Genomic DNA, 23,526 nt, shown 5'->3' with positions numbered 1-23,526 from the left:
AGAATATAGCTATGCCAGATAAAAAGGACGATGTTTACGGCGATCACATTTCGCACAAATTCAACGACGAGCTGATGGCTCTGAAGAGTGAATTCCTGGAAATGGGCGGGCTGGTGGAATCCCAGGTCGACCGTGCGATCAATGCACTGGTGGACAACGACGGCCATCTTGCGGATGAAGTCCGGGCCACCGACAAGAAAGTCGACCAGATGGAAATCGAGCTGGACGAGGAAGCCACACTGATTCTCGCCCGCCGCCAGCCCACCGCCCGGGATCTGCGGCTGGTGGTAGCGGTGATCAAAATGGTCTCTGATCTGGAGCGGGTCGGTGACGAAGCGAAAAAGATCGCCAAATTTGCCATCAAGCTGTCAGAGGAAGGCCAGGCGCCAAGAGGCTATGTCGAGGTCCGGCACATTGGCAATCATGTGCTGGGCATGCTGCACGATGCTCTGGACGCTTTTGCCCGTCTTGATTCGGAGCAGGCACTGCGGATCATGAAAGAAGACAAACGGGTAGACGAGGAATACCAGGCGGCCACCCGCACTTTGCTGACTTTCATGATGGAAGATACCCGCAACATCTCCCGTTGTATGTCGGTGATGTGGATTCTCCGCGCCCTTGAGCGAGTCGGGGATCACGCCTGCAATATTGCCGAGAACGTGATCTTCATGGTCAAGGGTGAGGATGTCCGACACACGCCGGTGGAAGAAGCCGAAAAGGTGGTCGGGCGCTGAAATTTCAGCCCTGCTTCATCCGGTCCGTATAGGGCGGCCAGCCAAGGGGTTTGCCCGCCAGCAGGTGCAGATGGATGTGAAATACCGTCTGCCCTGCGTTCTCTCCGCAGTTCATGACCACCCTGTAGCCGTCATCGTCAAAGCCCATCTCTTTCGCCAGTCTGGCGGCAACCCAGTATAAATGGCCGACAAGTTCGCGGTCGCCTTCTTCAACGTCATTGATCGTTGCGATTTCTTTTTTCGGAATGATCAGCAGGTGCACTGGAGCCTGTGGGTTAATGTCCCGGAACGCCAGGCTGATGTCGTCCTCAAAAACAATGTCCGCGGGAATTTCGCGGTTAATGATTTTGGTGAATATGGTTCCGGACATGGGCTTTCCTTTTGTTCTGACTGTTCTTTAAAGAGTCTTGAATCCTGGCCGTCGCCGGGCTATCTGGCTGGCCAGGGGTGGCAGTTCGTCGTCGATGCCCATAGCGTAACGGGCAACCTGGTTGCGGGCAAAGGGCATGGCTCTGGCAGCGCCCAGGCCCAGATTCCGCAGCAGGTGCAGCGGCGGAGTGCGGTTGCTGAACAGGTGGTAGAACAGATCCATGGCCAACATCATCCGCCGATTGGCCGGGCGCCGCTGATGCTCATAGGCGGCGAGTAAGCCAGGATCGGCCAGGTCCTTGCCCGCCCGCTGCGCTTCCCGTAGCTGGGTCTGCAGGCAGCGGGCATCCTGAAAGCCAAGGTTGACGCCCTGGCCAGCCAGCGGGTTGATGGTGTGGGCGGCATCGCCAACCAGCACCACTCGCTGGTTTACGTAGCGTTTGGCATGCTGGCGGGCAATCGGGAAGCTGGCTTTTGCCTCAATGTGGGTCAGCGGGGGCAACTCTTGCGGAAAAGCACGGGTGATTTCCTGCAGCAGTTGTTCGTTACTCAGGGCCTTGAGTCGCGCGAGGGTGTCCGGCGAGTCGTACCACACCAGCGATGCCCAGCATTGGTCACCATCAGCACTGTGTAGCGGCAGAAATGCCCGGGGCCCGCTGGGGTAGAAACCCTGCCAGGTAATGTCTTTCACTGGCCCACGGTAGCGGGCTGAAATCACCATGGCCTGCTGCTGGTATTGATCCCGTCGAACGCCTATGCCTGCAAGAGCCCTGACTCCGGAGTTGCCTCCGTCAGCGCCTACGATTAACCGGCCATCCAGAATGTCATGGTTATCCAGCGTTACCTGTGCCGCCTCGGCTCCGTTGTCCAGGGCCGTCAGGGTGCGGCCGGGGAAGCAGGTAACGCCGGGCTCGCTGCTGGCCGAGTTCCAGAGCGCCCGCTGGGTGACGGCGTTTTCGACAATGTGACCGAGGTGGCTTGCGCCGAGAGCACAGGCATCAAAGGTGACCTCCGCCAGTTTGCGCGGCAGAAGGTTGCTCAGGGGGTGGCGGGTTTCGTCCCATACCGCAAGGCGGGTATAGACAGTGGTACGCATCGCTTTGATGGCGGGCCAGGCGCCGAGTTCTGCCAGGTAGCGTTCGCTACCGGCGCTGATGGCGGATACCCGTATATCCGGTGGCAGGTCTGCATCGAAGGTGGCCGGCTCTGCCTGATCAATCAGGGCTACCTTGAAGCCACTGCGTCCGAGACCGGTGGCCAGGGCTGCACCCACCATGCCGGCGCCAACAATTACTACATCAAATGCCTGAGTCATAGAGGAATCCTGTCTGAGGTCCTCAGTTTACGCAAAGAACCTGCTCAGACAAACAATACGACCCCAGGCAGGCTTTAGCCTGTTGACAGCTCAGTATCCGGCCAGGTTGGCGGCATGCCCCTCGGCCAGGCTTTCGCCGCCGGTTGCGCGCTTGCGGGCCAGCCAGGCAGGCTTCTGGGTGCCCGGTTTCACGAACCCCTGCTCAAGCACCATAGGCCGCACCAGCTCAAGAAAATCACGGGTTTTCATGTGAATGGATTCAGTGTGGGTGCCGGCGGCAAACGCCAGTTCCGGTTGCCTGGTCAGGGCTTCGGCGCAGTAAACCGGCATGTGAAACAGGTTGCCGAAGGGTGGCATGGCGCCGACTTCGCAGTCGGGAAAGCGGTCCTGGAATTCCTGTTCGTCGGCCAGGTCAACAAAATCCGTGTCCAGTATCCGGGTCAATCGGTCCCAGCGTATCCGCCAGGTTGCCGGCATGACCAGCATGGCCATTTTGCCGTCCAGCTCGATGATCACCGTTTTGACCACACGGTCTCCGGCGATTTTTACGTGATGGGCAAGTTCCTGGGCGGTAAATGCGGGCGGGTGGGACAGGCACATGTACTCAATGCCTGCCTTATCAAGATGCTTCTTCAACTGCTGTACCGGCATAGTGATGACCTCTAACCAGCAATGACAGCGGTATTGAAACCACTGGCTTCAATGACCTGGCGGTGGCATGCATGAAATTGCCACCGCCATCATTGGTCAGCTTAGTTGAGGCTCTTGAGAATGCGAGTAACAGATTGTGTAAATGAGCGCTCAGTCACTCGCCTTGTTGTAGACATGCACATCCCGCTGTGGGAACGGAATGGTGATGCCCGCCTCATCAAAGGCCTTCTTGACCTTCTCATGCATATCCCAGTAGTAGGGCCAGAGATCATCGGTTGGTACCCAGGCGCGGAACATAAGGTTGACCGAGTTGTCGCCCAGGCTGCCAACGCAGATGCGGGGCGCCGGGTCTTTCAGCGAGCGCTCGTCTTCATCGAACAGGCGCTGGAGGATAGCTTTGGCCTTGTCGATATCGTCATCGTAGTGAATACCGAAGGTCATGTCGCAGCGACGGGTATCGTAGATGCTGACGTTGACCAGGGTGGCGTTGGACAGGCTGCCGTTGGGAATAACGATACGACGGTTGTCGAAGGTGTTCACCACGGTGTAGAGGATCTGGATTTCTGCAACGGCACCCAGGAAGCCCTGGGCTTCAATGGTATCGCCCACCTTGAACGGCTTGAAAATCAGGATCAGCACGCCTCCGGCGAAGTTGGACAGGCTGCCCTGCAGGGCCAGGCCAATGGCCAGGCCGGCGGCACCAATAACGGCAATGAAGGATGTCGTCTCGATGCCGATCATTGAGGCAACCGAGATCAGCAGCATGACTTTCAGGATTGCGCTGATCAGTCCGCACAGGAACTTGTTCAGGGTCGGGTCTTTCGCGCCCAGCTTCTTGTCCATGACACCGATCATGCGGTTGATCAGCCAGAGACCGACAACGAGCGTTACAATGGCCAGAAGCAGCTTGGGGGCGTAGGCCATGATCAGGCTACTGGCCTGTTCATAGAGTTCCGGCACGTTAATGTTGCCTACAAGGTCTTCCATCGGTTCGCTCCTTTTTTCTGAAAATGTTTCTTCTGAATACAGTTCGTCTGCGATTGGTTATAGCAGAAGTTTGCGACTTGAGTGCATCAAGCGGCGAATTCACGAATGACATCCGGGCCGCCTCTGACCAGAATCCGGCCAGCTTTCTGTTCCAGCTGATAGTCGTACATGGGGTCATAGTAGTTCTCGAGCAGGGACTGAATCCACTGATCGTGGCCACCTACGTCACCGGTTGCGCGCTGGTTCTCAAGGGCGCCGAGCATAGACTGGCGCAGGGACTGGTGGCGCTCCCCGCCGAGGCGCTTGCGAATGCGGTCCAGCGCGCTCAGCAGGTAGTCCTCGAAATTGTGCCACCCGGCTTCGTCGCCATCACGCCGGGCATAGTCGGCGGCCATTTTCACCACGTAATCCTCACGGATGATCCTCACCCGTTCTGCCATGGTCTGTTCCAGTACCAGCAGGGGTGCCTGCGACATCCGCTCTCGCAGGGTGTGGGGCAGGGCGCAGCGGCCAACAAGCCGGCTTTCGTCCTCCAGATAAACCGGGCCGCCCACTTTGTGGTGGGCTTTGAGCATGGCGATGGCCAGGCGGTTTTCAAAATCAATCTGGGTTGGCTGTGGTGTAACTTCGCGCCCGAAGCTTGAGCCACGATGGTTAGCCAGGCCTTCAAGGTCGACGGGATTGGGAAGCTGGTTTAGCACTCGGGTTTTGCCTGTGCCGGTTCGACCGCTGACAATCCTGAATTCCGAACTGGCAATGCGTTCTTCCAGCTGGTCAATCAGGAAGCGCCTGAGTGCCTTGTAGCCGCCCTTGATCAGCGGGTAATCAAGCCCGGCTTCCTGAATCCACTGCTGGGTCAGGCGCGAACGCAGGCCACCGCGAAAACAGAACAGGTAGCCGTCCGGGTGTTCGCGTACAAACTGTTGCCAGGCAGCAATGCGCTGCTTTTTCAGATCGCCGGACACCAGTTGGTGGCCCAGCTCAATGGCGGCATCCTGCCCTTTTTCCTTGTAGCAGATGCCCACCTCGTGGCGCTCGTCGTCGTTCATCAGGGGTGCGTTGACGGCGGTAGGGAAACTGCCACGCTGGAATTCCACCGGCGCCCGCACGTCCAGCAAAGGGCTGTCGTTCAGGAATATCGCTAGGTAATCGTCGGTGTCGGCTCTGGACCGCATGATGAATATCGTCGGTAAAAATGAGGCGACAGTATAACGGAACTCAACAGGGCTTGCCTGAAGCGGATGCCTGAGCAGTCTTGGCGGGCTACAATGACGTGAATAAGTGCGCTCGGTTAGCGTCGTCGTTAATCCAGTCGGGAGACACTAATGGCGTCTGCGGATGTTCTTGATGCCCATCTTGCACAAACACTGAGCCGCGGGAGAGTGGCGGTTACACGCCCGGCGGGTTGCCCCGACATTTCCCTCTATCTGTTTGATCCGACCGTTCTGGAAGGGCCAATCAGCCACGACGAGGCCCAGGCGGTCGTGGCTCAGCCCGCCTACTGGTCATTCTGTTGGGCCAGCGGCCAGGTGTTGGCCGCTTACATTCTGGAACACCCCGAGCTGGTTCGGGGCAAGCGAATTCTGGACTTTGGTTCAGGTTCTGGTGTGGTTGCAATCGCCGCTGCCATGGCGGGTGCCAGTGAAGCCATTGCCTGTGACACCGACCCTGCCGCCCTGGATGCCGCGTCCGCAAATGCCGAGCTCAATAAGGTGAACCTGACGCTCTGTAATGACTGGGGGCAACGGCCTGCAGGCGTTGAACTGCTGACCGCAGCAGATGTGCTTTATGACCCCGACAATCGTCCATTGCTTGAGGTGTTCCGCCAGGCAGTGCCAGCGGTACTGTTGGCAGATTCGCGGCTGAAGGATCTTGGTAACGGTGCTTATCACCAGCAGGCCATTCGGCAGTCACGGACCTGGCCAGACCTGCACGAATTCGAGGAGTTCAACCAGGTAAGAATCTATCTGGCATAACCGTCAGACGGCCCGTGAAGGCATAAAAAAAGGGCAACTGTGAAGTTGCCCTTTCCGGAACAGGTCATCGCATCCCTGCGGTGTCGACAACCACCCTGTTGCCGAAGTTATCCGTAATTCCTGTAACCCGTCCGTGGAGTCAGCCTCCGAGCCGACAATCCAATTAGTGTCCCTTAAGCGAGGCGTCCCTGTGTCCTTGCCTCTCCCCGCGTCCAGTGCAGGGGTGCATCCAGTGCGTGGTCCCTTTCCCTGTCATCCTTGATGTGTTCACTATACCAATGGCTAAGTGTCATTCGTGTGAACCAGTTCGGCATTGTGATGTGTCGCGTTCTCGTTTCTAGAATTCTGGCTTTTAAAACAGTGAGTTGAGCGGCGTCAGGCGGTTTCTGGCGGCTGCTCGTACGCCAGAGAGCTTCAGAATCCTACGCAAATGTAGGAAATATCTCACAAGGCGGATAGCGAATATCGCAAATCTAGCGGTGTTGTCGGCATCAGCAGTCGCTCTCAGGCGGTTTTGCGGCTGAAAAGCAGGGCGCAGGGTAACAGGCCGATGGCCGTGCCAACGGCATCGGCGGCCAGGTCCAGCAGGGAGAAATCACGGTAGGGCAGCTGTGCCTGGGTCAATTCAATGGCGAAGCCAAACAGCATCATCCCCGGCGCGATCCAGAGCCGTGACAGTTCGGGCCACGCCAGCCGGGTAACAATCGTCAGTTGAATAAAGGCCAGTATGTGGTTGAGTTTGTCGCTGGGTGCTGACGGAATCGGGTAGGGCTCGCTGGTGGTGGCCAGGAAGACGATCGCAACTGCTGAAAGCACCAGGATTGCCCGCCAAAACGGTTGATACATCAAAAGCGCGCGAAGGCTGTTTTTAAGTAAAGCCATGAAAATTGTCGGGCTGTGGTGGAGTTTGCATCATGATATGCTCTGCAACCCTTACTGTCATTGAAGCTGAGGTGCTGCGAGCTATGGTAAAAGGCAATTTTTTCCGCGGCCTGGGTTATCTTGGGGAAGGCTTCCGGCTGATACGGCAGCCTGGCCTGCGATTGTTCGTGGTTATCCCTCTGATTATTAATATTCTGTTATTCGGCCTCCTGTTCTACTTTCTGGCCGAGCTTTTCTCCGCAATGATCGCCGCTGCCATGAGCTGGCTGCCTGACTGGGCGTGGCTGCAAAGCCTGGACTGGCTGTTCTGGCTGCTCTACGGCGTGGTGATCCTGCTGATGCTGGCTTATGGTTTTGTCATTGTGGCCAACCTGATCGGTTCACCCTTTTATGGTTATCTGGCAGAGCTGACCGAAAAGCACCTTACGGGCCAGGAAATCAACACAGACGACAGCTGGGCCCAGATTATCCGGGACATTCCCCGGTCGCTGATGCGGGAGGTTCACAAGATCCTCTATTACCTGCCCAGGGCGGCGGGCCTGTTTATCATCGGCCTGATTCCGGTCGTTAACCTGCTTGCTGCTGTGCTGTGGTTCGTTTTCAACAGCTGGATGATGGCGCTTCAGTATGTGGATTATCCTGCGGATAACCACCGGGTCAGCTTTCCGGATCTGCGCCGGTCGATGGGGGAATCCCGGCTGTCGGCTCTTGGTTTTGGTCTGCCAGTGGCCCTGGCAGCCATGGTACCGGTACTCAACCTGATAGTTGTGCCTGCAGCGGTCTGCGGTGCTGCGGCTTTCTGGGTGCGCGAAAATCGCCCGTCTGACGTACAGAACGTCTGAAATTATTCCACCTTCTGGAGGCTTCTTGGATACATCGGAATTCGTTATCGGCCAGCGTTGGGTCAGCCACAGTGATACCGCGCTTGGTTTGGGTATCGTCACGGACCTTTCCGGGCGCAGGGTTACACTGGGATTTCCCGCGGCTGATGAGGAGCGAACCTACGCTATCGATAATGCGCCGCTTTCTCGGATCATGTACCAGATCGGTGAAGAGATAGAGACCTTCGACGGCGAGCGCTTTACTGTTCGTGCTGTGGAGGACCTTGGCGGAGTGCTGATGTACTACGCCGATGACGGCAGTGACGACCTGGCGCGGATTTCCGAAGTGAAGCTCAGCAGCGCGGTGGATTTCTCGGCGCCACATCAGCGGCTGTTTGCCGGCCAGTTCGACCGCAACGGTGCCTTCCGTCTGCGAATGGCCACGGCTGGCCACCAGGACCGGCTGCGGGCCTCCGCCGCCCAGGGGCTGATCGGCGCCCGCACCCAGCATCTGCCACACCAGATCTACATTGCCCATGAAGTGGCCACCCGCTTCGCCCCTCGGGTTCTGCTGGCGGATGAAGTAGGCCTGGGTAAGACTATCGAAGCAGGGCTGATACTGCACTACCAGTTGCATACCCAGCGCGCCCGGCGGGCACTTGTCGTGGTGCCTGACTCGCTGATTCACCAGTGGCTGGTGGAAATGCTGCGGCGGTTCAATCTTCGCTTCTCGATCATCGATCAGGGCCGCTACGAGGCAGAATCGGCCTTCGCTGAATTCCCGGAGGACGACGAAGATGTAATCGATGACGCAGCAGCCAACCCCTTTGAGGCCGAACAGCTCGCCCTGTGCAGCCTCGATTTCCTGATGAGCAATGAACAGGCCCAGCAGGATGCGCAGGACGCTGGCTGGGACCTGATGGTGGTCGACGAAGCTCACCACCTGGCCTGGAGCCCAGAAGCGCCTAGCCCGGAATACCGGCTGATTGAACAGCTTTCCGCAGCCAGCAATGGCCTGTTGCTGCTGACGGCCACGCCGGAACAGGTGGGTATCGCCAGTCACTTTGCCCGCCTGCGACTGCTGGACCCGGCGCGCTTCCACGATCTGGAAGCCTTCCGCAAGGAAGAAGAACAGTACGAAGCCATCAACAATGCCGTCACCCGTTTGCGGGAACAGGGCGCGGACCTGGACAAAGCTGCCCAATCGTCTCTACAGGGCTGGCTGGGAGATGACCTTGACCGTTTGATGTCCGAATCGGACCCGGTCCAGGCCATCACCGACGCCCTGCTTGATCGTCATGGCACCGGCCGGGTGCTGTTCCGCAATACCCGCGCCGCCATTGAGGGCTTTCCGGAACGCAAACCGGTCGCGGTGCCGCTGCCTTGCCCTGCGCTCTATGAGCCCGACGCCCGACACGGCCGCGATGCCCTGTCGCCGGAGTTCGGAGTGGATGAGGAGCGATGGCTGGCGGAGGACCCAAGGGTAGCCTGGCTGGAACAGACGCTGACCAGATTAAAACCGGCCAAGGTCGTGGTGATCTGTGCCCATGCCTCCACCGCCGTGGCGCTGGAGCATTATCTGCAGCTGCGGGCCGGTATCCGCAGTACTGCCTTCCATGAACATCTCAGCCTGGTGGAGCGGGACCGGGCCGCCGCCTATTTTGCCGACGACGAGCAGGGCGCCCATGCCCTGATCTGTTCCGAAATTGGCAGCGAAGGCCGCAACTTCCAGTTCGCCCATCATCTGGTGCTGTTTGATCTGCCTGCCAATCCGGATCTGCTGGAGCAGCGCATCGGCCGTCTTGACCGTATCGGCCAGACCGATACCATCGACATTCACATTCCCTACCTGGAGGGCACCGCACAGGCATCCCAGTTCCGCTGGTTTGATGAAGGGCTGAATGCCTTCGCTGAAAGCTGTTCCGTCGGCGTTGCCGTGCAGAACGCAGTTGCCGGGCAATGGCAGCAGGTGATCGACGGTGGCGATGCCGCCGGGCTGGAATCCCTGATCTCTGCCTCCCGCGCCGAAGCGGACCGGTTGCGGGAACTGTTGCGTAACGGCCGCGACGCGCTGATCGAACTGAACTCCTGTCGCCCCGATGTGGCCAGCACACTGATAGCGGCCATTGAGTTGGAAGAAGCCGGCGATCCGGTCCGGGAATACATGCTGGACGCCTGCGACATTCTGGGTGTGGACATTGAAGATCATTCAGAGCACGCCGATATCCTCCGCCCTGGCGAACAGTACCAGGCGGGCCACGTGACCGAGCTTCCCGAGGATGGCCTGACCGTCACCTGGAACCGCCAGCAGGCGCTGGAGCGAGAAGATATGGCGTTCATGAGCTGGGAGCATCCGCTGGTCAGCGGCATCATGGAGTCAGTGACCAGCTCCGGGCTTGGCAAGGCGGCACTGGCCACCATGTCTGTCAAGGCACTTCCGGCGGGCACTCTGTTACTTGAGGCGCTTTACACCGTGCACTGCCCGGCGCCGGAATCGCTTCAGCTGTCACGCTTCCTGCCGGTGTCGCCGGTGCGCCTGCTGGTTGATGTGAACGGCCGCGATCTGTCCGCGACCCTGCCCCATGATCGCCTGAACGACATGTGCTCCAATATCCGTCGCCGCACGGCGCAATCCATCGTGCCGCAGATACGGCCCCAGGTGGAAACTATGGTGGACCACGCCGAACGCCTGGCGGAACCGCATCTCGAACCTCTGAAAGCCGCGGCCCTTGAGGGTCTGCGCCAGCATCTTGAGCCTGAAATCCAGCGCCTGGAATCGATGAAACAGGTCAATCCCGCGATCCGGGAAGAAGAGATCACCTTCTTCCGTGAGCAGCTCGCCGCCGCCCGATCAGCGATTGGTCAGGCCAGCCTGTCGCTGGAGGGAATTCGCGTGATTGTAACTGCCTGAAAGTGAAACGGTTGGTATTCAATCATCATCTGATCATGTACTTTAGTCGTAGTTGTTAACTGTCATTTCTATTCAGTTTATTGAAAACAGAGAGCGCTTATAATGACGATTATTCTGCTTGTGGTTGCTGTCGTGGGGCTCCTGGCCCTGATGCGCAACGAATCCGGGGCAAAGCCTGTAATCGGCCTGCTGGGCATTACCGGCTTGCTGTCGCTGATTTTCGCTTCCGCCATTCTTGGAATTGTTCTGCTTGCCGGCGCTGGTGCGACGGCCGTCGCCGGCCTTCCAGGGTTTCGCCAGAGCTGGCTGACCCCGCGCATTTTCGCGATGTTCAAGAAAGTCGCGCCGAAAGTATCGGACACCGAAAAAGTGGCCCTGGAAGCAGGCACTGTTGGCTGGGATGGCGAGCTCTTCACCGGTCGTCCTGACTGGCACAACCTGCTGATCAACCGCAACACCGGCCTGAGCGAAAAAGAGCAGGCGTTCATCGACAACCAGTGCGTAAAAGCCGTCTCCATGTGTAACGCCTGGGACGTAGCGGTTGAACGCGCTGACCTGCCCGCCGAGGTCTGGGAATATCTGAAGAAAGAAGGCTTCTTCGGTATGATCATTCCCGAAGAGTATGGCGGCCTGCATTTCTCGGCGAAAGCCCAGAGTGCGGTTCTGCAGCGCCTGGCCTGTAATGAAACCTTGATGGTGACCGTGGGCGTTCCCAACTCCCTCGGCCCGGGCGAACTGCTGGTCAAATACGGTACGGAAGAGCAGAAAAACCACTATCTGCCGCGTCTGGCCGATGGTCGCGAGATTCCCTGCTTCGGCCTGACTGGCCCACGTGCTGGCTCCGATGCCACTTCGCTGCCGGACACGGGTATTGTCTGCAAGCAGAAGTTCAACGGCAAAGAAACGGTCGGCATCAAGCTGAACTTCGAAAAACGCTGGATCACTCTGGCGCCGATCGCCACGGTTGTTGGCCTGGCCTTCCGCATGTTCGATCCCGATGGACTGCTTGGCGATACCAAGGATTACGGCATAACCTGCGCGCTGATTCCCCGCGATACCAAGGGTATGGAAATCGGCCGTCGTCATTGTCCGATTGGTAGCCCGTTCCTGAACGGTCCGATCAAGGGCAAGGACGTGTTCATTCCGCTGGATTACATCATCGGCGGTCAGGAAATGGCCGGTCAGGGCTGGCGCATGCTGGTTGAGTGTCTGTCGGTTGGTCGCTGTATCACCCTGCCATCAGGCGCAGCCGGTGCTGCGGCCTATTCCGCTGGCACAGCCGGTGGCTTCACCCGCATCCGTCGCCAGTTCAACACCCCGGTGGCGGATATGGAAGGCGTACAGGAGCCGCTGGCGCGCATTGCCTCCAGCACCTACATCGCCCAGGCCGCGGTTAACCAGACTGCCAACATGATCGACAAGGGCGAAAAGCCCGCCGTTCCCTCGGCCATCATGAAATATCACCTGACCGAAATGCAGCGCGGTGTTCTGACCGACTCCATGGACGTCCATGGCGGTAAAACCGTGACCCTGGGCCCCCGTAACTATCTGGGCATTGGCTACAGCGGTGCGGCAGTATCCATCACGGTTGAGGGCGCCAACATCATGACCCGCAGCCTGATGATCTTCGGCCAGGGTGCAATTCGCTGCCATCCGTACGTGCTTAAAGAGCTGGCCGCGAAGGATAACGACGACATCAAGGCGTTCGACGAAGCCTTCTTTGGCCACGCCGGCCTGATCTTCGGCAATGCCGCCCGGGCTCTGACCCTGGCCTTCGGCATCGGCAAGGCGGACGTACCGTTCGACAGCGCTGCCCGCAAGTACGCCCAGGGCGTGGCCCGTCTCAGCGCGGCCTTCGGCCTGTGCGCTGACGCCGCCATGACCACCCTGGGGTCCGAGCTGAAAATGCGCGAGCTGATCTCGGCCCGTCTGGGCGACATTCTTGCCAATATGTATCTGGCGTCCATGGTGCTGAAACACTGGCACGAAACCCAGCCGGTCGACGGCGAGCGGGATCTGATGGAATACAGCCTGTCTGTGCTGCTGCATCGCGCAGAAAACGCACTGGACGAATTCCTGCAGAATTTGCCGAACCGCGCCGTGGCCGTCGTTCTTCGCGCGGTCACCATGCCCCTGGGCCGCCGCTGGGATAAGCCCCACGACGACCTGGCCAGAAGCGTGGCGCGGGCCGTGTCCACCGACAGCGCCGTGCGCACCAAGCTGCTGTCCAGCATCTGGACCACCAACGAAGTGGGCACCGAAGAAAACCCGGTGGCCCGCTACAACGGCTTGCTGAAGGACTACGACAAGGCAGAGGTGCTGTACCGCAAAGTCACCAAGGCCTACGCCAAAGGCCAGCTGCCAATGACAGCGCTGCATCCGGAAGAGCGCTTTGAGGAAGCCCTCAAGGCGGACATTTTCTCCAAGGAAGAAGCAGACTTCATGCGCCAGTACGAAGAAGTGGTGCTGGAAATGCTGACCGTCGACGACTTCCCGTTCGACGCGTTTGCAGCCAATAAAGACACGGTTATCAATCACAACCCGGCCTGATAGCAGGCGAAAGGTTGGAAACTCAGGGGCGCCGGTTGGCGCCCCTTTTTTTGGCTATAGAGTTTCCGGGGAAGGACGGCGACTTAACTCAAGAGCTTTTTGACGGCATACTCACAAGCTAAAAGCCGGCTGTTGTCATGCCTTTCCGGAAGTGTGTGGAGCCATGGATGGCGGAACCCAAGCGTACATGGATGTAATTGAAGCGTCTTCCGGAAAGGGATGACAACAGCCGGCATGCACCGTAGATGAGGTAAGTCAGACAATGTGGCTATCAGTACTGGCGGTCAGCGCCGGAGCGGTCATAGGCGCCAACCTGAGGTGGGCCCTGGGGCTGTGGCTCAATAGCAGCTCTCAGGTCATCCCCTATGGCACCCTGGCCGCCAACCTCTCCGGAGGCTGGCTGGTTGGCCTGCTGATCGGCTATTTCGCCCAGGGTAGCTCACTCAGCCCGGAATGGCGGCTGTTCGCCATCACCGGTATGTGCGGTGCATTGACCACCTTCTCGACCTTCTCACTGGAAATGCTCACCGCCCTTCAGGATGGCAAGTGGGGCATGGCTGTGGCCGGTATCATGGCCCACGTGGTCGGCTCCATCGCCATGACACTATTGGGCATCTACACCTTTGGCGCCCTCAGGGGATAAGCCGTTGGTATCACTACTTATGAAAAACTTTCAGATTACACTTGGCAACAAAGCTGTTCAGGAGTAGAGTCGGTTTTGAAGGAAAGATTAGTAAAGCATTCAGATCAAGACGAATCTCCGCAGTAAGTAGTGAACGTCCTGTTTTTGATTCCGCGATTTCTGTTTTTCCGTAAACGCTGATCAACCATCATACTGATGTTTGGCGGCAGAATAATTGATTGATTTCAGGAAGTTTAAGATATGTCTACTACTACCGGCACTGTTAAGTTCTTCAACGAAGCTAAAGGTTTTGGCTTTATCACTCGTGAAGGCGGCCCGGACGTATTCGTTCACTACAGCGCAATTCAGGGCAGCGGTTTCAAGACTCTGGCAGAAGGCCAGCAGGTCGAGTTCACCGTTACCCAGGGCCAGAAAGGTCCTCAGGCAGAAAACGTAACTGCTATTTAACTGTTATCAGTTAAATAGTCGTTAACGTGAAAAGGCAGCCAAGGCTGCCTTTTTTTATGCCCGGATTTTACCGGCTCAGTTGCTGAACACTTCCTGGTAAAGCCGCATGGTGCCTTCCCAGGAGCGATTCGCCGCTTCCTCGTTATAGGCGATGGGCATATTGAACTCCTCGGCTACCTTGTCGGCGCCCGGATTCGTAAATGAGTGAAGAACGCCGGGGAAGTTGACCAGCGTCAGATCTGCCTCAGCATCCTGCATTTCCTTGACCAGCCCGGATACCTGATCCGATGGCACCATCTTGTCGGCGCCGCCGGTATATACATGAATTCGCGGCTTAACATTACCCGGCTCTGCCTTGATCGGGCTGCCCAGGGCGCCGTGATAGCTGACAACAGCGTCCAGATCCACACCCAGTCTGGCCATATTCAGTACCACAGCGCCGCCAAAACAGTAACCCTGAGCGGCAATCATGCTGCTGTCCACGGTATCGTGGGCCTGAAGCAGCTCTTTGGCGGCCATGAACCGGGCCTTGACTTGATCCATATCCTTGGTGGCTTCTTTCATGAACGCCTGTGCGTCTTCCGGATGTTCAGCCAGTTTGCCGGAACCGTACATGTCCAGGGCGAAAGCAGTATAGCCGGCTTCTGCCAGACGCTCTGCCTGTTCACGGGCAAACTCGTTGTGTCCCCACCACTCGTGAACGACCAGGACACCGGGGCGTTTGCCTTCGGTTTCATCGTCGTAGGCCATGTAGCCGGTAAAGGTGGTGCCATTTACCTGATATTCCATGGTTTGCGTTTTCAGCTCGGCAGACAGCTGTCCGCTTGCCAGTGTCAGGGCTGCGGCAAGAGAAAGTGGGGTGATTACCATTGCATGTTGATGGGTCTTCATCAGTTATCGCTCCTTTGGTGGATTCTTCTGTTATGAAGCTGATTTACGCCCGGTTTCTGTTAACCGATGCATTTAATGATCACGGTTGGTCATGACGCTGTTTAACATACTCTAGATGATGGGCGTTGTATCGGCAGCGGTTCATGGCGCAGTCAATACCTACAGGGCTCAGGAGGTGCTTGTGCAACTCCACACAATCAGCGTACAGAATTTTGCGCTACCCGGTGTTTACCCGCATCAATTTCGTTATAGTTGTCGTATAACAAGACAACACAACAAGACTTTACGAGGATCTGGCAATGCTCCTGAATCACGCCTTTGGATTATTTAAGAACCCGGATAATGAGTGGGCCGAGATTCGCAAGGAACATGCACCCCCCCGCAGGCTCTACGTTGCCTATGTCTTTGTTCTGGCGGCGATTGGCCCGATCTGCGCCTATATCTCTACCTCTCATTTCGGCTGGACGGTCGGTAACGACCGGCTGATCAAGTTCACTGAAATCAGCGCCATGCAATTGAGCATTCTGACCTACCTGGCAATCCTGGTGGGTGTATTTGCGCTTGGCTATGCCGTGAACTGGATGGCAAAAACCTATGGCGCCAGGGAAGAGCAGGTGCCATCGAACGGCATTGCACTGGCATCCTACTCCTGTACGCCGCTGTTCCTGGCGGGTTTCGCCCTGCTTTACCCGAGCCCCTGGTTCAACGTGATTATTTTCATGATTGCGGCCTGCTATGGCGCCTGGCTGATGTTCGATGGCCTGCCCATTGTTATGGGTATTCCCAAGGATCAGGCATTGATGTATTCCGGCGCCCTGCTGACTGTGGCACTGGTGATACTGGTGTCTACCCGGGTCGGTTCCGTTATCCTGTGGAACTATGGCTTCGGCCCCGTCTACCAGAATGGCTAGGGCGATGTCGCCCGATCCTTCCTATAGAATCTTGAGCGGGCGGTCTGAAAAGATCGCCCGTTTTTCCATCTTGCAGTGAACTGGAGAAACAACATGACAGACGACAAACGACGTCGACATTCCGCGCCTGTCGTGGACGGCCTGGGAAAATCCGCAAGCCGCGCCATGCTCCGCGCCGTTGGTTTTACGGATGAAGACTTCCGCAAGCCCCAGATTGGTATTGCCTCTACCTGGAGCAACCTGACCCCCTGCAACATGCACATCGACAAACTGGCGAAGGAGTCGGCCGCCGGTGCCGACGATGCCGGTGGCAAAAGCCTGACCTTCAACACCATCACCGTGTCTGACGGTATCGCCAACGGCACCGAGGGCATGAAATATTCCCTGGTGTCCCGTGAAGTCATCGCCGACTCCATCGAGACTGTTGCCGGCTGTGAAGGCTTTGACGGCCTGGTGGCGATTGGCGGCTGCGACAAGAATATGCCGGGATGCATGATGGGGCTGGCGCGGCTGAATCGGCCATCAGTGTTTGTTTACGGCGGCACCATCATGCCGGGTGAGAACCACACCGACATTATTTCCGTGTTCGAAGCGGTAGGCGCCCACGCCCGGGGTGACCTGGACCTGATCGAGGTCAAGCAAATTGAAGAAACGGCCATTCCCGGACCGGGGTCCTGTGGTGGTATGTACACTGCCAACACAATGGCCTCGGCCATTGAAGCCATGGGTATGAGCCTGCCGGGCAGTTCGGCTCAGAACGCCATCTCCGACAGCAAGGCTGCAGATTGCCGGGCCGCCGGTGCTGCGGTACTCAACCTGCTGGAAAAGGACATCAAGCCATCCGATGTCATGACCCGTAAGGCCTTCGAAAATGCCATTACCGTGGTCATCGCCCTCGGGGGCTCAACCAATGCCGTGCTGCATTTGCTTGGCATGGCCAGCACCATCGGAGTGGAGCTCTCCCTGGAGGACTTCACGGAAATCGGCAAGCGGGTGCCCGTATTGGCGGACCTGCGGCCCAGCGGTCACTACATGATGTCGGAACTGGTGGCGATTGGTGGCATCCAGCCGTTGATGAAGATGCTGCTGGATCGTGGGCTGCTGCACGGCGACTGCCTGACGGTCACAGGCCAGACCATGGCGGAAAACCTCGCAGGCGTGGATCCTTATCCGGAAGGTCAGGACATCATTCATGCCTTTGATAACCCGATCAAGGCAGACAGCCATCTGCGGATTCTCTATGGCAACCTGGCGCCGACCGGCGCGGTGGCCAAGATCACCGGAAAAGAGGGCACTCACTTCACTGGTCGGGCGCGAGTATTCCACTCCGAGGAAGAAGCCCAGGAGCGGATCATGGATGGCACTGTTGTTGCCGGCGACGTGCTGGTTATCCGCTATGAAGGCCCGAAAGGCGGCCCCGGTATGCGGGAAATGCTGACCCCCACCTCCGCCATTATGGGCAAGGGTCTGGGCAATGATGTGGCGCTGATTACCGATGGACGTTTCTCCGGTGGCAGCCATGGTTTCGTAGTCGGACACATCACCCCGGAAGCAGCGGATGGTGGGCCGCTGGCGCTGGTTGAGAACGGCGATACGGTGACCATCGATGCGGTTGCCAACCGCATCGAGCTAGACGTATCCGAAGAAGAGCTCGAGCGTCGTCGTCAGTCCTGGGTGGCGCCGCCGCCGCGCTTTACCCGTGGCGTTCTGGCAAAGTACGCCCGTGTGGTGGGGTCTGCGTCTGAGGGCGCGGTGACCGATAAGCCCTAGTCGCGCCGCCCAGTCTGAACAAGTGGTAATCCGGCGGGCACTGTGCGGTGGCGCACACAGTGCCCGAGGCTGCTATAGTAAGACATTAAGTTGGGGCTGCAGGCCCTTGTTCAGATCGCAATTTCAGGGTTTGTAGATGCTCCGGTTTGGTTTGGTTGTTCTGGTTTTTATCGCCCATTCATGGCTGCCCGCCCAGGCTCACGAAGTGAAAGCACCCGGCGGTTTGCAGCTGGCATCCGTCAATGCGGCGGTCGCCTACGCTGACGGTGAAAAGCTGTTGTTCGGCAAGAATGCCGATCGCCAGGTGCCCATTGCCTCTGTGACCAAGCTGATGACCGCTCTGGTAGTGATGGACTCCGGCCAGTCGCTCAATGAGTGGCTGGAATTCCGCAAGCGTCACATTCCAGCCCCTGCGAACGCCTATACCCGCATTCGCGTTGGATCAGAGCTCAAACGAGGGGATATTCTGCGCATTGCGCTGATGTCTTCCGAAAACTTTGCTGCCTATACCCTGGCCCGGCATTACCCCGGGGGCTATGACGGCTTTGTCACTGCGATGAATGACAAAGCCGCAGAACTGGGCATGGAGAGCACGGTGTTTGTGGACCCGACCGGACTGTCAGTGGCCAATCAGGCATCGGCCGCCGATCTGGTGCGGCTGGTGGTTGCGGCCAACAAATATCCGGAAATCAGGAATTATTCCACCACCCGCTATTTTACTGCGAGCTTTCGTCAACCCCGTTACCGGTTACCCTTCGGCAATACCAACGCTCTGGTTCACCGGGATAGCTGGGGTGTGGGTATCAGCAAAACCGGCTACCTTTCCGAGGCCGGTCGCTGCCTGGTCATGCTTCATCAGTTCGAGGGTCGGCAACTGGTAACGGTACTGTTGGACTCGCTGGGCACCCGCTCACCCATGGGCGACGCCGGGCGAATCCGCCGCTGGCTCAGTACCGGCAACAGCGGTACGGTAGCCGCCGCTGCCAGGGACTACGCCCGTCAGAAAAACGAGGCTTACGCTGAGTCTGAAACGTCCGTATCCTCGAATTGAGCGGCCAATCGGAGGCAACCCATGATTCACGTTCTGACCACTGGCGGCACCATTGATAAGATCTATTTCGATGCCAACAGTGATTTTGAAATCGGTGACTCCCTGCTGCCGGAATTGCTGGCCGAAGCCAATATTCATGACGGCTACAGCCTTCGGGAATTGTTGCGCAAAGACAGCCTGGAAATGACCGATGAAGACCGGGAGATGATCGCGGCAGCCGTCAGCCAGACCAGCGCTAACCGCGTTCTGATTACCCATGGCACCGACACTATGGCGGAGACCGCCCAGGCTCTTAAAAGCATTGCCGGCAAGACCATTGTATTGTTCGGCGCCATGCAGCCGGCGCGAATGCGCCGCAGCGATGCAGTGTTCAATCTGGGGTTTGCCTGGGCGGCGGTCAGCCTGCTGCCGGAAGGAGTCTACATTGCCATGAACGGTGAGGTGTTCGAAGCCGGTGCCGTGCGCAAGAATCTCAAGGCGAAGCGTTTCGAGCGAGCCTGAAAGGGGCAATCAGCTGACGCTGTTTCTTTCCTCGGGCGTCAGTTCCCGGAATTCCCCCGGCGCCAACGAAGTGTCCAGCTTAATCTCCCCGATCTGAATCCGGTGCAGGCTCACAACATGATTGCCGACGGCCGCCAGCATCCGTTTCACCTGATGGTACCTGCCTTCACCGATGGTCAGTTCTATCAACTGGTCCGCAACCACCCTCACGCCAGCGGGGCGCGTGGTTGAAGACTCGTCCCTGAGCTGAACGCCGGCCTCCAGCATTTCAATGGCGGTTTCGGTTATGGGTTCGCCAAGGCCAACGCGATAGACCTTGTGGCAGTCAGCGCGGGGTGAGGTAACCCGATGCGACCATTGGCCGTCAGTGGTCAGCAGCAAGAGACCGGTGGTGTCCCGGTCCAGGCGGCCGGCAATGTGAAGGCCCCGTCGGCTTTCGACGGGAAGAAGGTCAATGGCGGTGGGCTGTTGGCTGTCGGTGGTCGCGCTTATGACACCGGCAGGCTTGAACAGCATCAGATAGCGCTCCCCCGGCAGCGATAGCACAACGCCGTCCAGCGTTATCCGGTCTTTGACCTCTACCTGCACCGAGGCCTTGCGGCATGGCTGGTCATTGAGTTCAACCTGGCCTTTGCCAATGGCGCGTTTGGCATCCTTGCGTGACAGTTTGGTGGCGTTGGCAATGAAATAATCCAGTCGCATGATCAGGAGCAGCTTGCACCGGGTTCAGGAATGCTCAGGCTGGCCAGGCAGAGCCGGGTGGTCTGGCCCGTGATGCGCTGCCATAGCAGACCAAGTGCCTCACCCTGAATTTCCGGCCGGTCCAGACGGCCACTGGGTTCCGCTGTCAGGGTGCCATTTTCGTATTTGCCCAGGGTAAATACGAACGGGTGGGCGCCAGGAATTCCCAGCCTGATGTCGGTAGCGGTCAGCGTTCTTCCGTCCAGACCGTAGGCCGTAAAACCATCGGTAAACCATTCCAGGCGCTGGCCTTCAGGGGTCGACTGCCCAACCGCTGCAAGGTCGGGGCGGCGAGGGAAGAACTCGGGCAGCAAGGGCGCATCGTCATCCAGAAAGCCGGTAATGATTTCCACCCGCTGGTCGTCATTCTGGGCCGTGATACGCCAGAGCATTGTGGTGAAAGGCATTGGCTGGACCAGCCGGGGAGCGTCTTCCAGGCCAACCTCGGCCAGTGCCGGATCAACGCGACTGGAAATGATCTGCTGGGCCGCCAGGGTCCAGCCCAGGTATAGGGTAGATAAAGCCAGGCCGACTGTTACCGCCCGGGTCGCATGGTTGCGAACCACAAATAGCAGAATCCCCACCAGCAGAGGAAGCGTGTAGAGCGGGTCGATAATAAAAATACTGCTGATAGCGACCGGCTCGCCAAAGGGCCAGAAGATCTGGGTCCCGTAGGTGGTAAAAGCGTCCAGCAGTGGATGGGTGATCAGGATCAGACCGGTCAGGAATAGCCAGCGTTGATAACCCAGAGCCGGACGCCAGCGGTTCAGCAGCCAGGCCAGAAGAATGGCCAGTGGAAACAGCACCAGCAGGGAATGACTGAAGCCCCGGTGTTGGGAAAAATTGGCAATGGCGGTGCCGTAGTCGATGACCACGTCCAGGTCGGGCAGTGTGCCCAAGGCGGCACCGATCAGTAATGACGAGCGGCCCAGGGTTTTACCGCCAACGGCACCTGCCAGCGACGCCCCGAGCGCCGCCTGAGTAATGGAATCCATAAAACCGCGAGACCTCAATCATCTGGAATGGTCAGGTATAGGGGGCAGGCCCGGGTTTGGATCAGGTTTCGATACCTGCCGCCTTGAGAACCTCGGTGCCCGGGTAACCATCCGCAACCAGGTCATTGGCTTTCTGGAACTCCCGAATTGCCGAACGGGTGCCAGAACCCAGTATTCCGTCGACCGGGCCGGGGTCAAAACCCTGGTCTTCCAGCGCCTGTTGCAGATCAAGAATCTGTTGCCGCGACAGGGCCGGCAAATCTGACGGTGGCGGCACCTGTAGCCCACCGGCACCAGCCACACGATCCGCCAGGTGGCCAACGGCGATGGCGTAGAACTCCGAGCGGTTCCAGCCCATGATTACACCAAAATTCTGGTACACCAGAAAAGCAGGGCCGCGATGCCCGGTCGGGATAATCAGTGACGCCCTGATGTTTTCCTGGGCCAGCGGCTTTCCAAACGCATCGGTGATGCCCAGTTCCCGCCATTTGGTCAGTGGCAGTTTGCGGCCGTCAGACAGTTCATAGTCGAAATTATCGGGTAGCAGAACCTCCCGGCCCCAGCGATAGTCGCCGTCCCAGCCCATGGACTCGAGGAAATGGCCGGCAGACATCATGGCATCAGGCAGGCTGTTCCAGAGGTCGCGGCGGCCGTCGCCGTCGGCGTCAACCGCATGCTTCAGGAAGACCGTTGGCATGAACTGGACATGGCCCATGGCACCGGCCCAGGAACCTTCCATCTGTTCCACTGGTATGGCGCCTTCATCGATGATCTGCAGCGCGGCTACCCACTGCTCGGTAAAGAACCGGCTGCGCCGCTGGTCACAGGCAAGGGTGGCCAGGGAGTCGGGCACGGACATCTTGCCGAAGTAGGAACCAAAATTGGTTTCCAGACCCCAGAACGCCACCAGGTAGGGCGCGGGAACGCCGGTTTCACGGGTAACCCGGTCCAGCAGGTCCCGGTGGGTCTGCAGCAGCTCGCGACCTTTCTCGATGCGGTCCTGGTTCACCCGGCGGTTGAGGTAGTCCTCGAAGGTGGTGGTGAATTCCGGCTGCCGCCGGTCCAGCTCGATGACCCGCTCAATTTTCTCGACGCCGGCGACCACCTGGTTTGCGGTCTGTTCCGATACGCCTGCCTCAATGGCGGTCTTACCCAGTTGCGCAACGCACTGAGCAAACTCTTCAGGTGTCTGGGCCTGGGCCGGGAAGGACAGAGCACCAACAAGCATCAGGCCCGCGGCCATCAGTGGGGTGCGTTTGGATTTTGCTGAACCTATCTGGAGCGCTTGAGAGAGCACGCGAAACCTCGGTATGGAGTGTTTTTCACCAGCCCCATGGTAGCCTGTTTTGGTGCCAGTGAAACACCGGAAATCAGCGTTTTATGTGACAGTTCCTTAACGCCAGAAAGGCCGATAATTGAGGTTTGTTCTATAGTTGTCTGAGCACACCGACCGATGAACTTCAGAAAGGCATCACTATGGCAATGCTCAAGGCGCTGGTTGTTGATGACGCCAGCTTTGTCCGGGATCTGGTCAAGCGAACGATCCGGCAGCGTTTCCCGGTTTTTGAGACGACGGATGCTCAGAACGGGCGCCGTGCCCAGTCGCTGATGTCCAGAAACCGTTTCGATCTGATTCTCTGCGACTGGGAAATGCCTGAGATGTCCGGCATCGAACTACTGCAGTGGATGAGGGCCCAGCCGCAGTATGCCAGCGTGCCGTTTATCATGATTACCAGCCGTGGCGACAAGGATCATGTGGTTGAGGCGGTTAAAGGTGGCGTATCCGAGTACCTGGGTAAACCCTTCAGCCCGGAGGGCCTGAGCAACAAGATCATCAAGGTGATGGGCAGCCAGTTGCGGGATGCCATGGCACGTGGCGGCAAGTCAATGGAAAGCCCTGTGGATGCCCTGCGTGAGTCCGCTGATTTGCTGACCCGGAAACGGGAAAGCCCCCCTGAGGAGGAGTTGCCGTTGGCGTCCCCTGCACCGGATTCCGGTTCGTCTCTGCTGACGCAGGCGGCCAGCGCTGCGGCTGACAAGGCCACCGCCCGCAAACCCTCGCCGAGCGTGGCATCGGTGCGGTTTGCGGAGAGCACACTCAAATCAGTGGTCAGGGACATTAACCTGACTGAAGTGCGGGTGATTGCCAAACGCGACCAGTCCTTCCCCGGTATTCTGGATCAGGCGGTGGTGGACATCGACGTCGGGGACGGGCAGATGGCCAGGCTGAACGGTTACGTTCATCAGCTTCAGGCCGTGGACAAGCGTCAGGACACCGATTTTGTCAGCGTGACCATCCGCTTTGTGGATGAGGACCCGACCAAGCTCGAGGACCTGTCCCGCTTTATCGCCCGCTTCCGCGCAGGCCGTTAAATCGCCG

22 protein-coding genes are annotated in these 23,526 nt (G+C 58.3%); 12 read left to right on the top strand and 10 right to left on the bottom strand.

From position 1 onward, the window contains the following. Nucleotides 1-11: 11 nt before the first annotated feature. A complete protein-coding gene (gene phoU / locus E5Q11_RS13725) occupies nucleotides 12-734 on the top strand; it encodes a phosphate signaling complex protein PhoU (RefSeq protein WP_135804017.1) in 723 nt (240 codons plus the stop codon). A gap of 4 nt (nucleotides 735-738) precedes the next feature. On the opposite strand, the gene E5Q11_RS13720 is transcribed toward phoU, so the two are convergent. The 5 genes from E5Q11_RS13720 to mnmH all read right to left on the bottom strand — a co-directional run bounded on the left by E5Q11_RS13720 (nucleotide 739) and on the right by mnmH (nucleotide 5,231). Beyond that, the gene (locus E5Q11_RS13720; protein ID WP_135804016.1) at nucleotides 739-1,104 is read right to left on the bottom strand and encodes a histidine triad nucleotide-binding protein; all 366 of its coding nucleotides are present in this window, start codon (nucleotides 1,102-1,104) and stop codon (nucleotides 739-741) included. A 27-nt stretch (nucleotides 1,105-1,131) separates the two neighbouring features. Then, entirely contained in the window at nucleotides 1,132-2,418 is a 1,287-nt protein-coding gene (locus E5Q11_RS13715) for an FAD-dependent monooxygenase (protein WP_135804015.1), read from the bottom strand. A 90-nt stretch (nucleotides 2,419-2,508) separates the two neighbouring features. Further along, complete coding sequence (locus E5Q11_RS13710; RefSeq protein ID WP_135804014.1) at nucleotides 2,509-3,069, bottom strand: aminoacyl-tRNA deacylase; 561 nt, start codon at nucleotides 3,067-3,069, stop codon at nucleotides 2,509-2,511. Nucleotides 3,070-3,219: 150 nt separating this feature from the next. Then, complete coding sequence (locus tag E5Q11_RS13705; RefSeq protein WP_135804013.1) at nucleotides 3,220-4,056, bottom strand: mechanosensitive ion channel family protein; 837 nt, start codon at nucleotides 4,054-4,056, stop codon at nucleotides 3,220-3,222. An 86-nt stretch (nucleotides 4,057-4,142) separates the two neighbouring features. Further along, nucleotides 4,143-5,231 (bottom strand): tRNA 2-selenouridine(34) synthase MnmH, encoded by a 1,089-nt coding sequence (gene mnmH / locus E5Q11_RS13700; RefSeq protein WP_135804012.1) that lies wholly within the window; start codon nucleotides 5,229-5,231, stop codon nucleotides 4,143-4,145. A 150-nt stretch (nucleotides 5,232-5,381) separates the two neighbouring features. Between mnmH and E5Q11_RS13695 the strand changes: the two genes are divergently transcribed. Further along, a complete protein-coding gene (locus E5Q11_RS13695; protein WP_135804011.1) occupies nucleotides 5,382-6,032 on the top strand; it encodes a class I SAM-dependent methyltransferase in 651 nt (216 codons plus the stop codon). 504 nt (nucleotides 6,033-6,536) lie between these two features. Here E5Q11_RS13695 and E5Q11_RS13690 read toward each other — a convergent pair. Continuing rightward, nucleotides 6,537-6,848, bottom strand: a complete 312-nt coding sequence (locus E5Q11_RS13690) for a VanZ family protein (RefSeq protein WP_225314906.1) — start codon at nucleotides 6,846-6,848, stop codon at nucleotides 6,537-6,539. 149 nt (nucleotides 6,849-6,997) lie between these two features. On the opposite strand from E5Q11_RS13690, the gene cysZ reads away from it, so the two are divergent. The 5 genes from cysZ to E5Q11_RS13665 all read left to right on the top strand — a co-directional run bounded on the left by cysZ (nucleotide 6,998) and on the right by E5Q11_RS13665 (nucleotide 14,286). After that, complete coding sequence (gene cysZ / locus E5Q11_RS13685; protein WP_135804009.1) at nucleotides 6,998-7,756, top strand: sulfate transporter CysZ; 759 nt, start codon at nucleotides 6,998-7,000, stop codon at nucleotides 7,754-7,756. A 25-nt stretch (nucleotides 7,757-7,781) separates the two neighbouring features. Further along, the gene (rapA, locus tag E5Q11_RS13680) at nucleotides 7,782-10,646 is read left to right on the top strand and encodes an RNA polymerase-associated protein RapA (RefSeq protein WP_135804008.1); all 2,865 of its coding nucleotides are present in this window, start codon (nucleotides 7,782-7,784) and stop codon (nucleotides 10,644-10,646) included. A 102-nt stretch (nucleotides 10,647-10,748) separates the two neighbouring features. Next, nucleotides 10,749-13,196 (top strand): acyl-CoA dehydrogenase, encoded by a 2,448-nt coding sequence (locus E5Q11_RS13675; RefSeq protein ID WP_191964433.1) that lies wholly within the window; start codon nucleotides 10,749-10,751, stop codon nucleotides 13,194-13,196. Between the two features lie 262 nt (nucleotides 13,197-13,458). After that, the gene (gene crcB, locus E5Q11_RS13670) at nucleotides 13,459-13,839 is read left to right on the top strand and encodes a fluoride efflux transporter CrcB (RefSeq protein ID WP_135804006.1); all 381 of its coding nucleotides are present in this window, start codon (nucleotides 13,459-13,461) and stop codon (nucleotides 13,837-13,839) included. Nucleotides 13,840-14,079: 240 nt separating this feature from the next. Continuing rightward, nucleotides 14,080-14,286 carry a cold-shock protein gene (locus E5Q11_RS13665; RefSeq protein WP_007154967.1) on the top strand — a complete coding sequence of 69 codons (207 nt, stop codon included), beginning with the start codon at nucleotides 14,080-14,082 and terminating at the stop codon, nucleotides 14,284-14,286. A 75-nt stretch (nucleotides 14,287-14,361) separates the two neighbouring features. Here E5Q11_RS13665 and E5Q11_RS13660 read toward each other — a convergent pair whose 3' ends face one another. Next, nucleotides 14,362-15,177, bottom strand: coding sequence for a dienelactone hydrolase family protein (locus E5Q11_RS13660; protein WP_135804005.1), 816 nt, complete (start codon nucleotides 15,175-15,177; stop codon nucleotides 14,362-14,364). A gap of 299 nt (nucleotides 15,178-15,476) precedes the next feature. Here E5Q11_RS13660 and E5Q11_RS13655 point away from each other — a divergent pair, with 299 nt between their 5' ends. The 4 genes from E5Q11_RS13655 to E5Q11_RS13640 all read left to right on the top strand — a co-directional run bounded on the left by E5Q11_RS13655 (nucleotide 15,477) and on the right by E5Q11_RS13640 (nucleotide 19,410). Then, entirely contained in the window at nucleotides 15,477-16,088 is a 612-nt protein-coding gene (locus tag E5Q11_RS13655) for a Yip1 family protein (protein WP_135804004.1), read from the top strand. A 93-nt stretch (nucleotides 16,089-16,181) separates the two neighbouring features. Beyond that, entirely contained in the window at nucleotides 16,182-17,858 is a 1,677-nt protein-coding gene (gene ilvD / locus E5Q11_RS13650) for a dihydroxy-acid dehydratase (RefSeq protein WP_135804003.1), read from the top strand. 136 nt (nucleotides 17,859-17,994) lie between these two features. Beyond that, a complete protein-coding gene (pbpG, locus tag E5Q11_RS13645; RefSeq protein ID WP_135804002.1) occupies nucleotides 17,995-18,909 on the top strand; it encodes a D-alanyl-D-alanine endopeptidase in 915 nt (304 codons plus the stop codon). A gap of 21 nt (nucleotides 18,910-18,930) precedes the next feature. Further along, nucleotides 18,931-19,410, top strand: a complete 480-nt coding sequence (locus E5Q11_RS13640; RefSeq protein WP_135804001.1) for an asparaginase domain-containing protein — start codon at nucleotides 18,931-18,933, stop codon at nucleotides 19,408-19,410. Nucleotides 19,411-19,419: 9 nt separating this feature from the next. Here E5Q11_RS13640 and E5Q11_RS13635 read toward each other — a convergent pair whose 3' ends face one another. The 3 genes from E5Q11_RS13635 to E5Q11_RS13625 all read right to left on the bottom strand — a co-directional run bounded on the left by E5Q11_RS13635 (nucleotide 19,420) and on the right by E5Q11_RS13625 (nucleotide 22,374). Further along, nucleotides 19,420-20,112 (bottom strand): pseudouridine synthase, encoded by a 693-nt coding sequence (locus E5Q11_RS13635; protein ID WP_135804000.1) that lies wholly within the window; start codon nucleotides 20,110-20,112, stop codon nucleotides 19,420-19,422. A gap of 2 nt (nucleotides 20,113-20,114) precedes the next feature. Continuing rightward, complete coding sequence (locus E5Q11_RS13630; protein WP_135803999.1) at nucleotides 20,115-21,146, bottom strand: metal-dependent hydrolase; 1,032 nt, start codon at nucleotides 21,144-21,146, stop codon at nucleotides 20,115-20,117. A 61-nt stretch (nucleotides 21,147-21,207) separates the two neighbouring features. Next, nucleotides 21,208-22,374, bottom strand: coding sequence for a lytic murein transglycosylase (locus E5Q11_RS13625; protein WP_225314932.1), 1,167 nt, complete (start codon nucleotides 22,372-22,374; stop codon nucleotides 21,208-21,210). A 248-nt stretch (nucleotides 22,375-22,622) separates the two neighbouring features. On the opposite strand from E5Q11_RS13625, the gene E5Q11_RS13620 reads away from it, so the two are divergent. Next, complete coding sequence (locus E5Q11_RS13620) at nucleotides 22,623-23,519, top strand: response regulator (protein ID WP_135803998.1); 897 nt, start codon at nucleotides 22,623-22,625, stop codon at nucleotides 23,517-23,519. The last annotated feature ends 7 nt before the right edge of the window (nucleotides 23,520-23,526 follow it).

The sequence above is a fragment of the Marinobacter confluentis genome, from assembly GCF_004785685.1.
Taxonomy (GTDB): domain Bacteria; phylum Pseudomonadota; class Gammaproteobacteria; order Pseudomonadales; family Oleiphilaceae; genus Marinobacter; species Marinobacter confluentis.
Note: the sequence above shows the minus strand (reverse complement) of the source record. Positions and strands in the feature narration are given on the sequence as shown.

Coding starts and splice junctions, on each gene's coding strand:
- phoU (WP_135804017.1), top strand. CDS start 12: ATGCCAGATAAAAAGGACGATGTTTACGGCGATCACATTTCGCACAAA.
- E5Q11_RS13720 (WP_135804016.1), bottom strand. CDS start 1,104: ATGTCCGGAACCATATTCACCAAAATCATTAACCGCGAAATTCCCGCG.
- E5Q11_RS13715 (WP_135804015.1), bottom strand. CDS start 2,418: ATGACTCAGGCATTTGATGTAGTAATTGTTGGCGCCGGCATGGTGGGT.
- E5Q11_RS13710 (WP_135804014.1), bottom strand. CDS start 3,069: ATGCCGGTACAGCAGTTGAAGAAGCATCTTGATAAGGCAGGCATTGAG.
- E5Q11_RS13705 (WP_135804013.1), bottom strand. CDS start 4,056: ATGGAAGACCTTGTAGGCAACATTAACGTGCCGGAACTCTATGAACAG.
- mnmH (WP_135804012.1), bottom strand. CDS start 5,231: ATGCGGTCCAGAGCCGACACCGACGATTACCTAGCGATATTCCTGAAC.
- E5Q11_RS13695 (WP_135804011.1), top strand. CDS start 5,382: ATGGCGTCTGCGGATGTTCTTGATGCCCATCTTGCACAAACACTGAGC.
- cysZ (WP_135804009.1), top strand. CDS start 6,998: ATGGTAAAAGGCAATTTTTTCCGCGGCCTGGGTTATCTTGGGGAAGGC.
- E5Q11_RS13675 (WP_191964433.1), top strand. CDS start 10,749: ATGACGATTATTCTGCTTGTGGTTGCTGTCGTGGGGCTCCTGGCCCTG.
- crcB (WP_135804006.1), top strand. CDS start 13,459: ATGTGGCTATCAGTACTGGCGGTCAGCGCCGGAGCGGTCATAGGCGCC.
- E5Q11_RS13665 (WP_007154967.1), top strand. CDS start 14,080: ATGTCTACTACTACCGGCACTGTTAAGTTCTTCAACGAAGCTAAAGGT.
- E5Q11_RS13660 (WP_135804005.1), bottom strand. CDS start 15,177: ATGAAGACCCATCAACATGCAATGGTAATCACCCCACTTTCTCTTGCC.
- E5Q11_RS13655 (WP_135804004.1), top strand. CDS start 15,477: ATGCTCCTGAATCACGCCTTTGGATTATTTAAGAACCCGGATAATGAG.
- ilvD (WP_135804003.1), top strand. CDS start 16,182: ATGACAGACGACAAACGACGTCGACATTCCGCGCCTGTCGTGGACGGC.
- pbpG (WP_135804002.1), top strand. CDS start 17,995: ATGCTCCGGTTTGGTTTGGTTGTTCTGGTTTTTATCGCCCATTCATGG.
- E5Q11_RS13640 (WP_135804001.1), top strand. CDS start 18,931: ATGATTCACGTTCTGACCACTGGCGGCACCATTGATAAGATCTATTTC.
- E5Q11_RS13635 (WP_135804000.1), bottom strand. CDS start 20,112: ATGCGACTGGATTATTTCATTGCCAACGCCACCAAACTGTCACGCAAG.
- E5Q11_RS13630 (WP_135803999.1), bottom strand. CDS start 21,146: ATGGATTCCATTACTCAGGCGGCGCTCGGGGCGTCGCTGGCAGGTGCC.
- E5Q11_RS13625 (WP_225314932.1), bottom strand. CDS start 22,374: ATGCTTGTTGGTGCTCTGTCCTTCCCGGCCCAGGCCCAGACACCTGAA.
- E5Q11_RS13620 (WP_135803998.1), top strand. CDS start 22,623: ATGGCAATGCTCAAGGCGCTGGTTGTTGATGACGCCAGCTTTGTCCGG.